The organism is Brumimicrobium oceani, from assembly GCF_003143775.1.
Classification (GTDB): domain Bacteria; phylum Bacteroidota; class Bacteroidia; order Flavobacteriales_D; family Crocinitomicaceae; genus Brumimicrobium; species Brumimicrobium oceani.
The window spans coordinates 114916-130939 of the sequence record NZ_QFRJ01000004.1 but is presented as its reverse complement, the minus strand read 5'-3'; the positions used below and the strand labels follow the sequence as shown (position 1 = coordinate 130939).

Below are 16024 nucleotides of genomic sequence, written 5' to 3'. Positions count from 1 at the left end.
GATGTCAGAAATAATTGTAGGAATTGATATTGGAACAACAAAAATAGCTTGTTTTGTTGGACGTAAAAATGAACATGGTAAGATTGAAATCCTTTCTATGGGAAAAACTGAATCGCACGGTGTAACACGTGGAATGGTTTCCAATATTGAAAAAACAGTTAATTCAATTAGAGAAGCTGTAAACCAAGCACAAGAGCAGGTGGAAGGTGAGTTGACAATTGGTTTGGTGAATGTTGGAATCGCTGGACAGCACATTAAAAGTTTACAACACCGCGGAATCTACACCCGTAATTCAACGCATGAAGAAATATCGCAAGCGGATATTGATGCGTTGATTGACGACATGTACAAGTTAGTGATGGAGCCAGGTGAAGAAATTATTCACGTACTTCCTCAAGAATATATTGTTGATGGGGAACAAGGAATTATCGATCCAATTGGAATGTCTGGCGTTCGAATGGAAGCTAATTTTCACATTATCGCAGGTAGAATTGCGGCGGCAAAAAATATTCAAAAGTGTATTCACAAAGCCGATCTTGAAGTAGACGAAACGATTTTGGAGCCTTTGGCGAGTGCAGCAGCTGTTCTTTCCGATGAAGAAAGAGAAGCAGGTGTGGTTTTAGTTGATATTGGCGGTGGAACAACGGATATCGCAATTTTCCATGGAGGAATCATTCGTCATACTGCAGTTATTCCTTTTGGAGGAAATGTAATTACAGATGACATCAAAGAAGGATGCACAATTTTACAACGCCAAGCAGAATCTTTAAAAGTGAAGTTTGGTAGTGCATTGGCCAGCGAAAGTCAAGAAAATGAGGTGGTCTGTATTCCGGGATTAAGAGGAAGAGAGCCAAAAGAAATATCCATTAAAAGCTTGTCTGGAATTATTCAGGCGCGAATGGAAGAAATTATTGAACACGTCTATTACGAAATTAAAAATTCAGGATATGAGAAAAGACTCATTGGTGGAATTGTTGTAACAGGTGGTGGAGCAGAATTAAACAATATTAATCAACTGTTTGAATACGTTACGGGAATGAATTCTCGTATCGGTTATCCTAACGAGCACTTAGGACAATCTGCTACCAAAGAAGAATTAACGAGTCCAATGTACGCAACAGGTGTTGGGCTTGTATTGAAAGGTTTTGAATCGAATGAACGCAACAAACGCTCTATTGCAGCGGTCAAAGGTCATTCGAAAAAAACAAAAGGATCATTCTTCGATAAGCTCCTAGAAAAAGGGAAAAGCTGGTTTGAAGAAGATGTAGAATAATTAATTAGCAACCGATAAAAATAAATAATATGGAATTTGATATCCCAAAAGATCACTCGTCAATCATCAAAGTAATTGGTGTTGGTGGTGGAGGAAGCAACGCGGTGAATCACATGTATAACCAGGGTTTTGATGGAGTAGACTTCATTGTTTGTAACACTGATCGTCAGGCACTCGATATTTCCCCTGTACCTTATAAAATTCAACTTGGACCATCATTAACAGAAGGAAGAGGGGCTGGTTCTATTCCAGAAATAGGAATGAATGCAGCAATTGAAAATATTGATGACATTAGAGAACTACTCTCAAACAATACCAAAATGGTTTTTGTTACAGCAGGAATGGGTGGTGGAACCGGAACTGGTGCAGCGCCTGTTATTGCAAAAGTAGCAAGAGAATTAGGAATCTTAACTGTAGGTATCGTAACCGTTCCTTTCAATTTTGAAGGAAGAAAACGTCGCCAGCAAGCAGAGGAAGGACTAGAAACAATGCGCCAATCTGTTGATACTTTATTGGTAATCAACAACGAAAGATTGCGTGAAATCTCAGGAAACTTAACATTAGGAAATGCATTTGCTCAGGCCGATGATGTTTTGGCAACTGCCGCAAAAGGAATTGCTGATGTGATTTCTGTTACAGGTGCTATCAACGTAGATTTCAATGATGTGAACACCGTAATGAAAGACAGTGGAGTTGCTGTTATGGGTTCTGCTGTTGCTGAAGGTGATAACAGAGCAATGGAAGCGGTTCAGTCTGCATTATCTTCTCCATTATTGAACGATAACGATATCTCTGGAGCAGAGTACGTATTGTTGAACATCACTTATGGTGCAAAAGAAGTATTGATGGACGAGATTTCCGACATCACAGATTACATTCAAGATGAAGCAGGTTCTACTGCAGATGTGATTTGGGGACATGGCTACGATGAAACATTAGGTGAGTCGTTGAGTGTTACTATTATTGCTACAGGATTTAATCACTCTCCAGTAACTGGTTTTGAAAAAGCACCTGAAAAAAAAGTTCAAGTACTAGAGGAGGAAAGTAAAAAAGAGATTTCAACTCCTTTGACTTCTGCAATTGCGCAGAACCAATACAAGGAGCCAAAGGTTGAAGAACCATATATTAAGTCTAAAGAGGATGAAGCTGTTGATAAAGTGGAAGAACCAGCGGCGCCAACCATGAACTGGGAAGTGAAAACAGTTGTTCCAACACCAACTTCTTCTACACCATCAAGTACTACAAATTCTTCTGATCAAAACTCTGAAGAAAGCAAAGAGGTGAAAAACACTAGTGAAACAGCAGAGAAAAAAGAAGAAGTTAAACGTTTTTTCTTGGATGATGAAATGGATGAGGAAACTTCTTTTGAAGGAAATGTTACCTCTCATGAGATTACACAAGAAGAACAACAAAGAAGAACTCAGGAGCGTTTGGAGCGCATTCGCAACTATACTTCACACTTAAATAGTGCTGAAGGTTTGAGCGAATTAGAGCGTGAGCCAGCTTTCAAAAGAAGAAAAATTAATTTAGATGATACTGTAAGTTCTTCTAGAGATACTGCTTCAAGATACGAAGTTTCTGATCCAAAGAATAGCGATAATAACACAACACTTCGCGGTACAAATTCATTCTTACACGATAACGTAGACTAATAATAGAACAATGACTTTAACGGAAAAGATTAATCAAGATATGAAAGTCGCAATGCGCGCCAAGGACAAAGAGAAATTGGGAGCGTTGCGTGATATCAAAGCAAAACTTTTAAACGAGGCTACTTCTGGACAAGGAGAGTTAGACGAAGCGAAAGAGAATAAGGTCATCATAAAGCTACATAAACAGCGTATGGATTCGTACAATGTTTATGTTGAGCAAGGAAGAGAGGATTTAGCTGAAACCGAATTGTTCGAAGCGAAAATCATTGAAGAATACATGCCGAAAATGATGGCTGAAGAAGAAGTGAGGGCTTTAGTAATTGAACAAATTGAAAAAGTGGGCGCTACTGGTCCTCAAGATATGGGGAAGGTAATGGGGCCACTTTCAAAATCACTTGCAGGAAAAGCAGATGGTAAAATGATCTCAACATTAGTGAAAGAAGAGTTGAATAAATAGCCAATTACTTGTTAATATAAATCGGTTATGAAGACCTCTGCTGTAAATTGGTAGAGGTCTTTTTTTTGGTTTGTTTATATCCATTTAGAGCCCACCTTTCTTGTTGTTTTGATTAATAACTTGTTTTTCATTACCTTTAGTCTTTTAATACAACATTGTAGAGAGTTTTACCGGATGGTTTTGTCTAACACAATAAAAGCTAGCCTAGACTGATTCACCCGAAGATCGAAAACAAGTTTTATTACCTGAACCAAAATTAATAATCTGAAGTATGAAAAGTTATATTTCCAAAACAGCTATATTTTTACTCGTACTTTTTTGCGGTACTCATGTTAATGCACAATTAATAGATAACGCAAATGGAAAGGTTTTTACCAATAGACCCTACTTCAATGAAAAGTTAATTGGAGAAAAGAAGATTCGGTCCATTTCAGGTTCCGAAATTCATTATAAATTAGGGGACAAACCAAGAGAAACGGAGTATTTCAAATCTTATTTCTTTAACCGAAAAGGACAGCTTATAAAGCAAATTGAAAGTGTTGAATTAACGAAGGAGGCCGATACTTTGGTTACCTTTTACGACTACGATGAGCAAGGTAATATTACTGCAATTCGGCAGCGTGATGCTTTTGGTAATTACGCCTACTTTTATAAATACGATGAGAAAGGAAGGGTAATCAACGAAGAGTTTCGCAGAGAACTTTCTTCTTTTCCCATTAAGTCGCCAGACTTTATTTTGGGTGAGCGCTTTATCGTTTCATCGGAAAAATCAACTTATGAGGATTTTGAGAATATGCAAAAAAGAACATACTATACAACAAGCAATCAGCCTTATAAAAGCGTTTTAACACGTTTCAATAATAAAGGTTTGGCAATAGAAGAAGTTGTAAATATGAACCGAATGCATGGGAGTAAAACAACGCAATTTTTCTATAACCAGCGCAATCAAGTGGACAGTATCGCTATTCATTCTAATATTTCTGGTTCGCAAAGCAAAACCTTTGTGTATGAATACGATAAATACGGAAATCTTGTCAAGAAAGAAGAATTTAAAAATGGAGAATATATTATGCAATATCAAGTCTTGTATGACGAGGAATCTATTCTTATTGATGATGTCTTAGTTCAGCATATTTCCATGGATTTTATTAAGGTTTTAGAGTTGAGGAGATATGCCTATTTCGATAAATACAATTGATTTTCTATGAAGTAAACTTGTTTAACTTTGCTACCATAAGTTAAGAGTTATGTCTAGACATATTATAGAAAATCTTCAAACAATTCACAGCAGAATTTCAAATGCTTGTGAAAAATCAAACAGAGACATAAGTGAGGTGCGCTTACTTTTGGCCACTAAAACTGTTGATTCTGACAAAATTCTCTTTGCCCTGGAACAAGGTGAAAACTTGATAGGAGAGAATAAAGTGCAGGAGTTAACCCAAAAATGTACTGCAATTGCACAAATGAATCCGGAAGTTCATTTTATTGGACATCTTCAAAGCAATAAGATAAAGGAAGTCTTGAAGTGGGTAACTTGTATCCAATCCATAGATCGCTATGAATTGGCAGAGAAGCTGTATCAAAGATTGAAATTTGAGAAAAAGGAAATTGATATTTATGTTCAAGTAAACACTTCTTATGAAGAAAGTAAGTTTGGTGTTGCTCCAGAAAACGCTCTTGATTTAATTAAAAAGGTTTCAAAATTCAATAATATTCATATCAAGGGTTTAATGACTATCGGATTGTTCAGTTCTGAGCCAGAAAAGGTGAGAAAATGTTTTAAACTCTTGAAAAGTATTCAAGAAGAAGCGACGGCTCTGCAACTTCCAAATGTGGATTTGAAAGAACTCTCAATGGGAATGAGCGGTGATTTAGAAATTGCAATACAAGAAGGAGCAACAATTATAAGAGTGGGGACAGCAATTTTTGGTGAACGCATCTATCCCGATAGTTACTATTGGAATGAAGGTAAATAGGGGGGGCCTTATACAGACCTAATCTCCATAAATAAGATGGTATTCTTAAATTTTTATAGATTTTTATTTTCATGTTGATTAGTTTTTAAAGCAGCTATTCTTCTTGTATCTGTTGTGAACCAATTAAATTTTCCTGTTATTGGTGTGCATTTTAAAGTTGACCAAGATGAATGAAATAAAAACACGCTTAATCGACTTGATTAAAGAGGGTAAATGGAAAGCACTAAAAAAAGAAGTCGGGCGAATTGAGCCTTATGATGTTGCTGAACTTCTTGAGGAGCTCGCAGAACGCGACAAGATTATCATTTTTAGATTACTGGACAACGAACAAACCAAAGATGTTTTTAAAAGGCTTTCTCAAGATAAGCGACAAGAAATAATTGAAGGCTTAGCAGAAAATGCTTCAAAAATAGCGCGACTTCTTAATGATATAGAACCCGATGATAGAACTGCTTTTTTAGCGGAGCTTCCAGGAGAAGTTGCACAGAAACTCATCCAATATCTTTCGCCAGAACAAAGAGCAATTACCAATCAGCTTTTGGGTTATCCCAAGGACAGTATAGGTCGATTAATGACGACCGAATATGTTGCTGTTCAGCCAGAGTTCACCGTAATTGATACTTTTCAGCATATTCGTCAATACGGTCACGATTCAGAAACATTAAACGTAATTTATATCGTTGACGAAAATTGGAAATTACTCGATGATTTAAGAATAAAGGAATTGCTTTTGGCAGATCCAAATCAAGCAGTAAATAATTTAATTAATCATCAATTTGTTGCCTTGAATGCAACCGATGATCAAGAAGAAGCCATAAAGATGTTTAAAAATTATGATAGGGTAGCATTGCCTGTTGTGAGTGAAGAAGGGGTGCTTATTGGTATTGTAACTTTTGATGATATCATGGATATTGCCGATGCAGAAAGCTCAGAGGATTTCCATAAATTCGGTGCCATGCAAAGCTCTGTCACAAATCCCTTGAAAGCAAGGATTTTTGATTTGTATAAAAACCGTGTCTTTTGGTTATTGGCTTTGGTGTTTATGAATCTTTTCTCAGGAGCAGTATTAGAAAGTTTCGAAAATGTCATTCAATCGGTTGTCGCATTGGTTTTCTTTCTTCCATTACTCATTGATAGTGGCGGAAATGCAGGTTCTCAAACTGCAACCCTAATGATTCGATCGCTAGCCATGGGAGATGTTAAAATGTCTGATTGGTACAAATTAATAGGGAAAGAGTTGGTTGTTTCATTATTCCTAGGGCTCACAATGGCCGCAGGAGTTGCTTTAGTAGCTAGTTTTCGAGCTCCGGAAGTGATTGTTGTAGTTGCCCTAACAATGACCTTAACCGTTCTTATGGGGAGCACAGTTGGATTGCTACTTCCTTTTGTATTCACCAAACTAAAACTAGATCCTGCAACAGCAAGCGCCCCTTTGATTACTTCAATAGCCGATATTAGTGGGGTAATTATTTACTTTAGCATTGCCAGTTGGTATTTTGGATTTTAAGTAGGAGTGCAGTCTTGATATCGATGTGTAAAGAGTAGCAAAGAATAGCAAAACCTTCGTACACCTTGTGCGTCAGAGGTGTTCTGATGTGAAGGTCATCACATAGAACACGTGAATTATGTTGTGATTTATGATTCTTTAGGATTTTGTTGGGGGTTTGTATTATATCTAATCAATTTTCTTAGGCGTAAAATTGATTACCCACGGTATTTCGCATAGAGCCTGAAACCTTTGATATAACAAAAAAGCCAACGTATAAAATACGCTGGCTTTTTGCTCCTCCTCTAGGACTCGAACCTAGGACCCTCTGATTAACAGTCAGATGCTCTAACCAGCTGAGCTAAGGAGGAATATATTCCTTTTAATGTGTGTTCTGGTTATAATCTAAAGTTGAAATCTTGTTCTTTTTAAAAAAATCATTTTCTCAACTGCGAGTGCAAATATAGAGATTTTATTTCTTTTAAACCAAATGAAAATTGAAAAAAAATAAAAAAAAATCAATCTTTTTTGCAAACGTCATATAATCAATGGATTATTTTTTTTCTAATCGAATGGATAAAACAGGAAGTGGACTAGATTTCATGATATCACTCGTTACTGAGCCATTAAACAAACGTGCGAGACCTCTTCGACCTTGTGTAATTGTTGTAATTAAATCCGCATTTTTACGTTTTGCAAACTCATTAATTCCAATTTGAACACTTTCCGCAGCAAAAACATGGCAATTGTAGTTCGATAGCCCATGATCTTTGGCGAATATTTCCATGGCATCTAGCATCGGACCTGAGAAGTAAAAGTCATCTCTCGTTATTATTCTTACTAATTCTACCGTTGCTTCTAGTTTGTCTGCTATATCGGCAATCTTTCTAAAAGAACTTCCAACACCATCTGCAAAGTCACTGGCAAAAACTATTTTCTCAAATTTTGGATTTAGCACTTCTTCGCGCGTAGTGATTACTGGGGTTTCTGACAAACGAACAATTTTGTCTGTGTTGCTTCCGATAAAGAAGTCGTTCACATAACCAGAAGAGCCGTGAGTTCCCATCACGATTAAATCTATCTCATGTTTTTTGGCTTGATTTACGATGGATTCGTAAACTCCATTATATTGAATAGCAGTGGCAACATTTACACCTTCCAGAAAATCTTGCGCAAGCAATTTCTGAAAATCCATTTTTACTTTTTTTAATATGAATAAGCCTTCCGCGATATCTTGACCAGATTGTCCTGGCATTATCCCAGTGGCATATTGTGGCATAGAAACTACGTGCAGGAAGTAAATTCGTGCGTCAAATTTCTTGGCAATACTCGCAGCCAGTTTAGCCGCGTTTAAAGCATATTCTGAAAAGTCTGTAGGTACAAGTATTTTTTTCATGTCAATAATTTTTTTTCAAGATAGTAAATCTTAATAAAATAAACTAACAACTTAATATGGGAATATTTCAGTTATTCGAAATATGGGAAAAACACCATCATCCCGATCACGACAGCAAAAAGGGCAGCTATTAAAACTGCCCCTGCGCTTATGTCTTTTATGTTTTTGATTTTTTCGCTCTTTTCTGTCGAGTACAAATCACAGACCTTCTCTATTGCGGAGTTGATTACCTCTAATGATAACACTAAGCCGCTAACCAGTAAAATGGAAGTCCAATCGCTGAAAGAGATGTTGAAATAGATCCCTAGTGCAGCAACAAAAGCAAAGATTAAAATATGTATTTTAAAGTTTCTTTCAGATCGAAACATTTGGAGTAAACCACGAAAAGCATGATTAAATCCAAGCATATTTTAGTCTTACTGTTTAGTTAATAAAGTTTTCTGCGGGATCTACCGCCTCAACCCTCAAGATCTCCGGAGCAGCTTTTTTAACAGCTTCTTCAAGACCTGCTTTCATAGTCATTGCGCTCATTGAGCAGTCTCTACAGGCTCCTAAAAGTTTAACACGAACCACTTTGTCGTCCGTTATTTCAACCAACTCCATATCGCCGCCATCCTGTTCTAAAAACGGTCGCAACTGGTCGAGCGCTTTGATTACCGCGTCTTCTAATGTTTCTATTCCTTTAGACATGTACTTCTTTTTACTTTGTTATCTCCACAAACTTACGAACTAATTCATCAAAAGCCTCAGAAACAATTGTGTTTTGTTGCATTACTGCAGGTCTTCCAATATCCCCGGATTCACGAACGCTTTGAACTAATGGGACGTGACCCAAGAATCTTTGGTTCATTCCTCTTGCTAGATTCTTTACCCCATCTCTACCAAAAATATAGTATTTATATTCTGGTAATTCTTCTGGAGTAAACCACGCCATATTTTCAATAAGTCCCAAAACAGGTACTTTTATTGTGTCTAACTGGAACATGTTAACACCTTTTCTTGCATCCGCTAAAGCGACCTCTTGAGGAGTGGAAACGATGATTGCTCCATCTAATGGAATGTTCTGAACCAATGACAAGTGTATGTCTCCTGTGCCTGGAGGTAAATCGATTAATAAATAATCTAACTCTCCCCAGTGTGTGTCTGTAAACATTTGAGTTAACGCCTTTGCAGCCATAGGACCACGCCAAACAACGGCATCGTCTTGTTCCGTGAAGAACCCTATAGACATTATTGATATTCCATAAGAAATAACAGGTGTCATTTTTGTTTCTCCTTCTACGTCAATAGAAGCAGGTCGTGCACCAACCACATCAAACATAGTGGGCATAGAGGGTCCGTAAATGTCTGCATCTACAATTCCAACTTTGTAACCCGCTTTCGCAAGTCCGCCAGCTAAGTTGGCAGTAATTGTAGATTTTCCTACTCCACCTTTTCCAGAGGCAATGGCTACAATGTTTTTTACTTCGGGTAAAACCTTTCTTCTTGACCCTTTTGCCTCAGTAGACATTCCTTTTACAGCGGTCTCTACCTCAATTTCGTCTCCTAATATTCTTTTTAAAGTGAAAGTAACCGCTTCTTGCATTCTTTTTCTTGCATGCATTGCTGGGTTCACAACATTCACGGAAAGGGTTATTTTATTTCCATCAATCTGTAAATTATCCACTAAGTTTTGAGATACTATATCTTTTTTAAGGTCTGGCTCTATAACATTTCCTAATGCTTCTAAAACTTTTTCTCTTGTAATTTCCATAACTCTTGTTTTGTTCCTCAAAAGTATTGATTTATTCTATTTTTAGCGGAGAAAAACAAACATTTATGTTCTAAAGAGACATAAGTCAGTTTCAGTTAGAACACTTGGATTATCTCCTTGTTTTACAATACAATCATTGTCCTCTCCCTTAAATAGTATGAGCATTCAACTACAAATAAAAAGTAGGGGATGCATAATAACTTCTAGTTACAAAACGTTGATGGTGGGAATGAATATGAAGGAATTGGACTTTTTTTGACTTGAAAAGAATGTTGGCGTCATTATTGCGCTTTGTGCTTTAAGACGATTTTAGCGAGGCATCTTCATATTGTTAAAAAGAATTAATTTTCCTAACTTTGCAAACGCTTATGCTAAAGCAATTTTAAAATTTAATTATGGATTATACAAATATCAAGTTTGATAGAAATACAAGTAATGTAGATTTCTATAAAACACTACAAAAAAAAGTGAGAAAACACTTTAAAGACACAAACTCTACTAAATACGGAAACGCGTCTATGGTAATCAAATCAATATTTATGCTTGCCCTTTACCTCGTCCCTTATTTTATGATTCTTACCGTTGTAGAGTCTGTTTGGCTTTCTCTACTTATGTGGGCCTTGATGGCACTGGGAATGTCAGGAATAGGACTCTCTATTATGCATGATGCTAATCACGGCGCTTACTCAAAAAGCAAATTTGTTAATAACCTTATGGGAGATTTAATTTCTGTGGTAGGGGGGAGTGATGCTATGTGGAGGATTCAGCATAATGTTTTGCACCATACTTATACCAATGTATCTGGAATGGATGAGGATATCGATCCTGGTTCAGTATTAAGGTTTAGTCCGCATGAAGAAAGAAAACCATTTCATAAATATCAACATTACTATGCGTGGTTTCTTTATGGGCTGATGACCATTTTGTGGTGTACAGTAAAAGATTTTAAACAAGCAATAAGATACAAAAAGCTAGGTTTAACAAAGACTGAAGGTGCGAGTTTCTCAAGAATAATTTCTAAAATTGTTGTGCATAAAGTGCTGTACCACGTGATTTTCTTAGTTCTACCTTTAATTTTCTCTCCAGTAGCATGGTACTTCACTGTACTTGGGTTTTTACTAATGCATTTCATGACGGGCGTAATCTTGGGATTGATTTTTCAATCAGCTCACGTTGTTCCTACATCTAATTTCCCAATGCCGGATGAAACGGGTAATATCAAAGCAGATTGGGCTGTAAGTCAGTTAATCAATACTTGTAATTTCGCACCAGATAGTAAAATCCTTTCATGGTATGTTGGAGGATTGAACTTTCAAGTAGAACATCACTTGTTTCCAAATATATGTCATGTACATTATAAAAGGATATCTAAAATTGTGCGCGAAACAGCTGAAGAGTTTGGTTTACCATATAATTCCGAAAAAACATTTGGCTCTGCAATTAAAAGCCATGCGATGATGTTGAAGAAATTGGGTAATCAAGATCAACTTTAAAATTATAGAATGAATCTGGAAACGTTTCGTGAATATTGCTTGAGTAAGGCACATGTGGATGAAGCGCTTCCTTTTGATGATGTAACTTTAGTCTTTAGAGTGAACAATAAAATGTTCGCTCTTTTGAGTTTAAGGGAAGATAGAGAAAAGTCTTGTAACTTAAAATGCGACCCGGAAAGGGCGCTGGAGTTAAGGTCAGATTTTACTGGAATTACTCCAGGCTATCACATGAGTAAAAAACATTGGAATACCCTCTCTTTTAACGAGGATGTTCCAGACTCATTGATTTATGAGTTAATAGATCATTCTTATGATCTTGTCTTCAAATCATTTTCGAAAAAAATTCAAAAAGAATTAAGCCAATGAGTGTAAGAATAGATAAGTTTATTTGGTTTACGCGCTTATGTAAAACCCGTTCAATAGCTACAGAGTTAGTGAAGAAAGGGAAGGTGAAGCTTAACGGCGAGGGAATTAAGCCCGCGCGCGAGGTGAAGGTGGGAGATGAAATTGGGATAGTCAAACATACCTCCGTTTTTACCTATAAAGTGAAAGCCTTGCTCAAAAATAGAGTGGGGGCTAAATTAGTAGAAGACCATTTGATAGATATTACCCCAGTGGAAGAAATTGAAAAATATAAACTCTATCAGGCTTCCCAAAGTGCTTATCGCGGTCACGGTACGGGTAAGCCCAGTAAAAAAGAACGCCGAGTATTGGATTCTTTTCTTCATTGGGAAAATGAAGATGATGAAGGGTGGTAGGTTTTCATTGAAATAAGAAATTATTGTTAATTCATATTGGATTGCAAGTCTTAGGTATTTTATAATCTTGAATTTTCGTATATTTGTACCTAATAAATTTTAAATAAAAAATGGAAAATTACATTGATTCATCGTTTGATTCACAAATTAATCAAACAGCGACTAAGCAGCAGGTTAAGGAATTCTTTACTGGAGTTTATACCTATATGTTTATGGCACTCTTAGTTTCAGGTGTTGTTTCTTGGTATTTAGCAAGTTCTGGATTATTTATGGAATGGTTCATAAACGCTGAAACAGGTTCTGTTAGTCCTTTGTTTTATGTTGTAGCCTTCTCACCTTTAGCATTGGTATTTTTAATTCAAGCAAAGTACAGAAGTTTTTCACTTCCGGCATTGGTTGGACTTTTTGTATTGTACTCTTCATTGATTGGAGCTAGTTTGGCCTCTATCTTTTTTGTTTACAGTATGGGAGATATTGCAATAACATTCTTCGTTACAGCAGGTGCTTTTGGTGCAATGGCGATACTGGGCTATACCACTTCAGTCGACCTATCAAAAATGGGAAGTCTGTTGTACATGGCATTCATAGGGATTTTTATTGCTGCCATTGTAAACATGTTCATGAACAGTGAGTGGTTAGCTTACCTCATTTCAATCGTTGGAGTATTTGTTTTTACAGGTTTAACAGCTTGGGAAATGCAACGCTTGAAAGCAATAGCTCTAGATGCTTCTGTTTCTTCCGAGGATAAAGCCAAAGCAAGCTTAATGGGTGGTTTAACTCTTTATATTTTATTCATCAACTTGTTTATGTCATTATTACACCTGTTAGGTGGAAGAGAATAAACCCTAACGGAATGCTGTTTGAGGTGTTATTCCTCTATAAAATATCTTTTAATACAATACCCTCCAAGTTTCGTCACGCAATAAGCAGACTGACTTTGGAGGGTTTTGTTTTGTTGGTACTATTCTGCGGCCTCGAGATCTACACCATGAACTTCTAAAAATTGAGAAAACTCACTGATGTTGTTGTTTTGTAGATTTCTTATTTCTTGGTCCCTTATAAAGCTGTAAACTTCTTCTATATTCGTGGCATCTACTGAAATACAACTAAAATCTTCTTCCCAAATAGATTGCTTATCAACTCCTGTTTTTGAGTTTATGAATTGAGAAGATACATCTCTGACTTTGTCTATAATTTCTTGAACAGATTTTGAGGGGTTAAGATTGAATAAACAATTCAAATGTGTTGGAGAACTGTTAATTATCCTAACGGTTGAACCCATGCTTGAAAATGTAGCTTGAATCAACTCGTGAAGTTCTTCCTTAAAATGAAGTTGAATTGATGGTGTTTCATCCTTTGTTGATATCAAGCAATGTATCCATGCATGACAGTGAACTTGATCTAGATTATCCATGTTTTTTGATTTAAAGTGTTAGTGATAACTAAATTAGCAGTTTTTCTTTAAAACGCAAATGGATTGTGCAATTACTTTCTGTTTCTTGTATTTAGATTTCTTACCGTAATGTCTGATTTTCCATTTTGTAATCATGGAATTACTGATTAAAGATATTCAATCGAGGTTGTGGTGGGGCGCTTCTAGACTTGAAGAATGTGAGCCTAGCGTTGAGTTACAATTTGAAAAAGAAGAATGATTATGGAAACGGGATTTCCCCTAAAATTCAGAACTAGAAGCATACAAAATTACTCAGATGACTGAATTTCCTCCATCACTATTTGAGTTGCGCCTCGTTTACTGGCAATAAACTCTTTCACTTGTGTTTGAATAGACGGGGTCTTTGCGAATAAGGTGTAGGCTTCAAAAAAGGATTTGTTTTCATCGCAGCTCTTGGCAATTCCGTTATTTATGAACTCCTGAGCTTCAGGAAACTTTTTATGAATGGGGCCAAAAATTACGGGTAAACCAAATGAAGCGGGTTCTAATATGTTGTGCAAGCCCGTTCCAAATCCTCCGCCAACATAAGCGATATTTCCATACCTGTAGGCATCTGCTAAAACACCTATGCAGTCTAGAATGAGTACTTGGGTGTGGCGTTTTAGCTCTTCTCCGTTTTGGATATTAGTATACAGTTGATAGCTTACTTTTAAACGATCGATGATTTCCTGAATATGTGCGCGATCTATCTCATGGGGAGCGATGATGACCTTCGTGTTAATTTTATAGTCATTCATATAAGGAAGAATCATCTCTTCATCATCAGGCCAAGAACTCCCTATCACGAAAATAGATTCGTTTTTAGCCCAGGGAGCAATTATGCTGTTCTCCTTTTCTTCCTCTGCCCTCTGAGCAACACGATCATATCGTGTGTCGCCCGAAACGGTCACATTTTGGACCCCTATCTTTGATAGTAACTCTTTACTTAGAGGATACTGAACAAAAATATGGTCAAATAAAAACAATGCTTTTCTGAAGGTTCCCCCATACCACTGGAAGAAGCGGTGGTTTTTTCTAAAGGAGGCACTGACAGAGTATAGTTTAGCCCCACTTTTCTTTGCCGCTTTTAAGTGATTAACCCAAATTTCGTATTTCACAAAAAACACAACGCTTGGTTTGAAGTGTTGCATGAACTTTTTTGCATTTTTCTTTGTGTCTAAAGGAAGGTAACATGTGTAATCTCCAACAGATTTGTCTTTTACGTTTTCATATCCAGATGGACTAAAAAAGCTAACTAAAATAAAATCTTTGGGATGAGCTTTTTTCCAAGCTTCCATTATGGGTTTTCCTTGATCGTATTCTCCTAAAGAAGCACAATGAAACCAAACAAGGTTTTGATTTGAAAGATGGGGGATTTTATTCCAAAAGTTCTTTCTTCCATTAACCCATTTTTTGGCCTTTGGATGAAAAAGAGATCCTAGTTTTAATAGAAAACCATAAAAGTAGATGCCTAAAGTGTAAAGCATATTCCTAATTGTAATAATAGTCTTTTACTTGTCGTTTGTAAATTGGAATTAACCAACCTACACGCAAACCAAACATTTGCTCCATTCGCAAGTCTTTGCTCACTTTTTCATTGGGGTGGTCCCAAAATAAATCTCTCTGGTTAACTGTAAAACCTTGTTGGAAATAAGCTCCAGCATAAAAGTTGAGTATTCCACGGTCTGCCATAAAGTTATAGCCAATAAACTGAGAAGTGTTAAAACCAGTGGTCAGTCTGTCATACCCCAGTAAATAATCTCCTTGCAATTGGGGAACTTCATCCTCTTGGGTTTCAATCCTTAGCTTATGCCAAACATATCCTGCAGTAAGTTGAATCATTATACCAGAGTTTGGATTTGATTTTCCGATGGGAATAATCTTGCTCACTGAGGCATTAACATTAAAGCCTCTATTCATTAATAATACAATGGCGGGAGTTCCAGAGGTATTAATAATTTGACCTTTTTCGTCCTTAAGATTTTGGATAATACCTTCAATTTTTACGTCACTTCCAAAAGTAAAGTTAGCATCAATTCCATAAACCCAATTTCTTTTCGTTTTATACCCTGTGTGTGTCCCAATTGTATTGGTAAATCCATAGCGATCTTTTAAGTCTCCGCCTGTCCAATTGGGGCCATAATGAATACCTACGTAAGGCGTGGAAATAGCTTCGCTTACATCTCTTTGTGCCTTTGCTTCTGCGCTAATAATTAAGAGTGCGAAAATCAAGAAAAGAAATTTCTGATTCAATGTAATGGTATTTGTTATTGCGTGTTTTTCCATTTGTCGTGTTTTTGATTTTCCGCTATCCGCAAAAGTAAAAAGAACAAGTCAATTAAGACTTT

17 protein-coding genes and 1 tRNA gene are annotated in these 16024 nt (G+C 36.6%); 10 read left to right on the top strand and 8 right to left on the bottom strand.

The annotated features are described in order from the left end of the window. Window position 1: 1 nt before the first annotated feature. The 6 genes from ftsA to mgtE all read left to right on the top strand — a co-directional run bounded on the left by ftsA (window position 2) and on the right by mgtE (window position 6865). A complete protein-coding gene (gene ftsA, locus DIT68_RS07145) occupies window positions 2–1273 on the top strand; it encodes a cell division protein FtsA (RefSeq protein ID WP_109359139.1) in 1272 nt (423 codons plus the stop codon). 29 nt (window positions 1274–1302) lie between these two features. Beyond that, the gene (ftsZ, locus tag DIT68_RS07140) at window positions 1303–2925 is read left to right on the top strand and encodes a cell division protein FtsZ (RefSeq protein ID WP_109359138.1); all 1623 of its coding nucleotides are present in this window, start codon (window positions 1303–1305) and stop codon (window positions 2923–2925) included. A gap of 10 nt (window positions 2926–2935) precedes the next feature. Beyond that, a complete protein-coding gene (locus tag DIT68_RS07135; protein WP_109359137.1) occupies window positions 2936–3382 on the top strand; it encodes a GatB/YqeY domain-containing protein in 447 nt (148 codons plus the stop codon). 271 nt (window positions 3383–3653) lie between these two features. Continuing rightward, window positions 3654–4580 carry a hypothetical protein gene (locus tag DIT68_RS07130; RefSeq protein ID WP_109359136.1) on the top strand — a complete coding sequence of 309 codons (927 nt, stop codon included), beginning with the start codon at window positions 3654–3656 and terminating at the stop codon, window positions 4578–4580. A 49-nt stretch (window positions 4581–4629) separates the two neighbouring features. Beyond that, window positions 4630–5358, top strand: coding sequence for a YggS family pyridoxal phosphate-dependent enzyme (locus DIT68_RS07125; RefSeq protein ID WP_109359135.1), 729 nt, complete (start codon window positions 4630–4632; stop codon window positions 5356–5358). Window positions 5359–5524: 166 nt separating this feature from the next. Beyond that, window positions 5525–6865: a magnesium transporter gene (gene mgtE / locus DIT68_RS07120; protein ID WP_109359134.1), complete on the top strand. Its 1341-nt coding sequence runs from the start codon at window positions 5525–5527 to the stop codon at window positions 6863–6865. Between the two features lie 276 nt (window positions 6866–7141). Here the strand turns inward: mgtE and DIT68_RS07115 are convergent. The 5 genes from DIT68_RS07115 to DIT68_RS07095 form a co-directional block, all read right to left on the bottom strand. Then, window positions 7142–7215, bottom strand: a tRNA-Asn gene (locus DIT68_RS07115). A gap of 182 nt (window positions 7216–7397) precedes the next feature. Beyond that, entirely contained in the window at window positions 7398–8240 is an 843-nt protein-coding gene (locus DIT68_RS07110) for a universal stress protein (RefSeq protein WP_109359133.1), read from the bottom strand. A gap of 71 nt (window positions 8241–8311) precedes the next feature. Next, window positions 8312–8647, bottom strand: a complete 336-nt coding sequence (locus DIT68_RS07105) for a diacylglycerol kinase family protein (RefSeq protein WP_109359132.1) — start codon at window positions 8645–8647, stop codon at window positions 8312–8314. 16 nt (window positions 8648–8663) lie between these two features. Continuing rightward, on the bottom strand, window positions 8664–8930 hold the full coding sequence (locus tag DIT68_RS07100) for a NifU family protein (RefSeq protein ID WP_109359131.1): 267 nt from the start codon (window positions 8928–8930) through the stop codon (window positions 8664–8666). A 10-nt stretch (window positions 8931–8940) separates the two neighbouring features. Further along, entirely contained in the window at window positions 8941–9987 is a 1047-nt protein-coding gene (locus DIT68_RS07095; protein WP_109359236.1) for an Mrp/NBP35 family ATP-binding protein, read from the bottom strand. 401 nt (window positions 9988–10388) lie between these two features. Here DIT68_RS07095 and DIT68_RS07090 point away from each other — a divergent pair, with 401 nt between their 5' ends. The 4 genes from DIT68_RS07090 to DIT68_RS07075 all read left to right on the top strand — a co-directional run bounded on the left by DIT68_RS07090 (window position 10389) and on the right by DIT68_RS07075 (window position 13086). Beyond that, window positions 10389–11486 (top strand): fatty acid desaturase family protein, encoded by a 1098-nt coding sequence (locus DIT68_RS07090; RefSeq protein ID WP_109359130.1) that lies wholly within the window; start codon window positions 10389–10391, stop codon window positions 11484–11486. Between the two features lie 9 nt (window positions 11487–11495). Next, window positions 11496–11852: an MmcQ/YjbR family DNA-binding protein gene (locus DIT68_RS07085; protein WP_109359129.1), complete on the top strand. Its 357-nt coding sequence runs from the start codon at window positions 11496–11498 to the stop codon at window positions 11850–11852. Then, window positions 11849–12244, top strand: a complete 396-nt coding sequence (locus tag DIT68_RS07080) for an RNA-binding S4 domain-containing protein (protein ID WP_109359128.1) — start codon at window positions 11849–11851, stop codon at window positions 12242–12244. Before DIT68_RS07085 ends, DIT68_RS07080 begins: the two co-directional genes overlap by 4 nt. Before the next feature lie 110 nt (window positions 12245–12354). Beyond that, window positions 12355–13086 carry a Bax inhibitor-1/YccA family protein gene (locus DIT68_RS07075; RefSeq protein ID WP_109359127.1) on the top strand — a complete coding sequence of 244 codons (732 nt, stop codon included), beginning with the start codon at window positions 12355–12357 and terminating at the stop codon, window positions 13084–13086. A gap of 119 nt (window positions 13087–13205) precedes the next feature. Here DIT68_RS07075 and DIT68_RS07070 read toward each other — a convergent pair whose 3' ends face one another. The 3 genes from DIT68_RS07070 to DIT68_RS07060 form a co-directional block, all read right to left on the bottom strand. Beyond that, entirely contained in the window at window positions 13206–13658 is a 453-nt protein-coding gene (locus DIT68_RS07070; RefSeq protein ID WP_109359126.1) for a transposase, read from the bottom strand. Window positions 13659–13945: 287 nt separating this feature from the next. Continuing rightward, entirely contained in the window at window positions 13946–15163 is a 1218-nt protein-coding gene (locus DIT68_RS07065; protein WP_109359125.1) for a 3-deoxy-D-manno-octulosonic acid transferase, read from the bottom strand. 4 nt (window positions 15164–15167) lie between these two features. Further along, window positions 15168–15962 carry a hypothetical protein gene (locus DIT68_RS07060; RefSeq protein WP_109359124.1) on the bottom strand — a complete coding sequence of 265 codons (795 nt, stop codon included), beginning with the start codon at window positions 15960–15962 and terminating at the stop codon, window positions 15168–15170. Window positions 15963–16024: the final 62 nt, after the last annotated feature.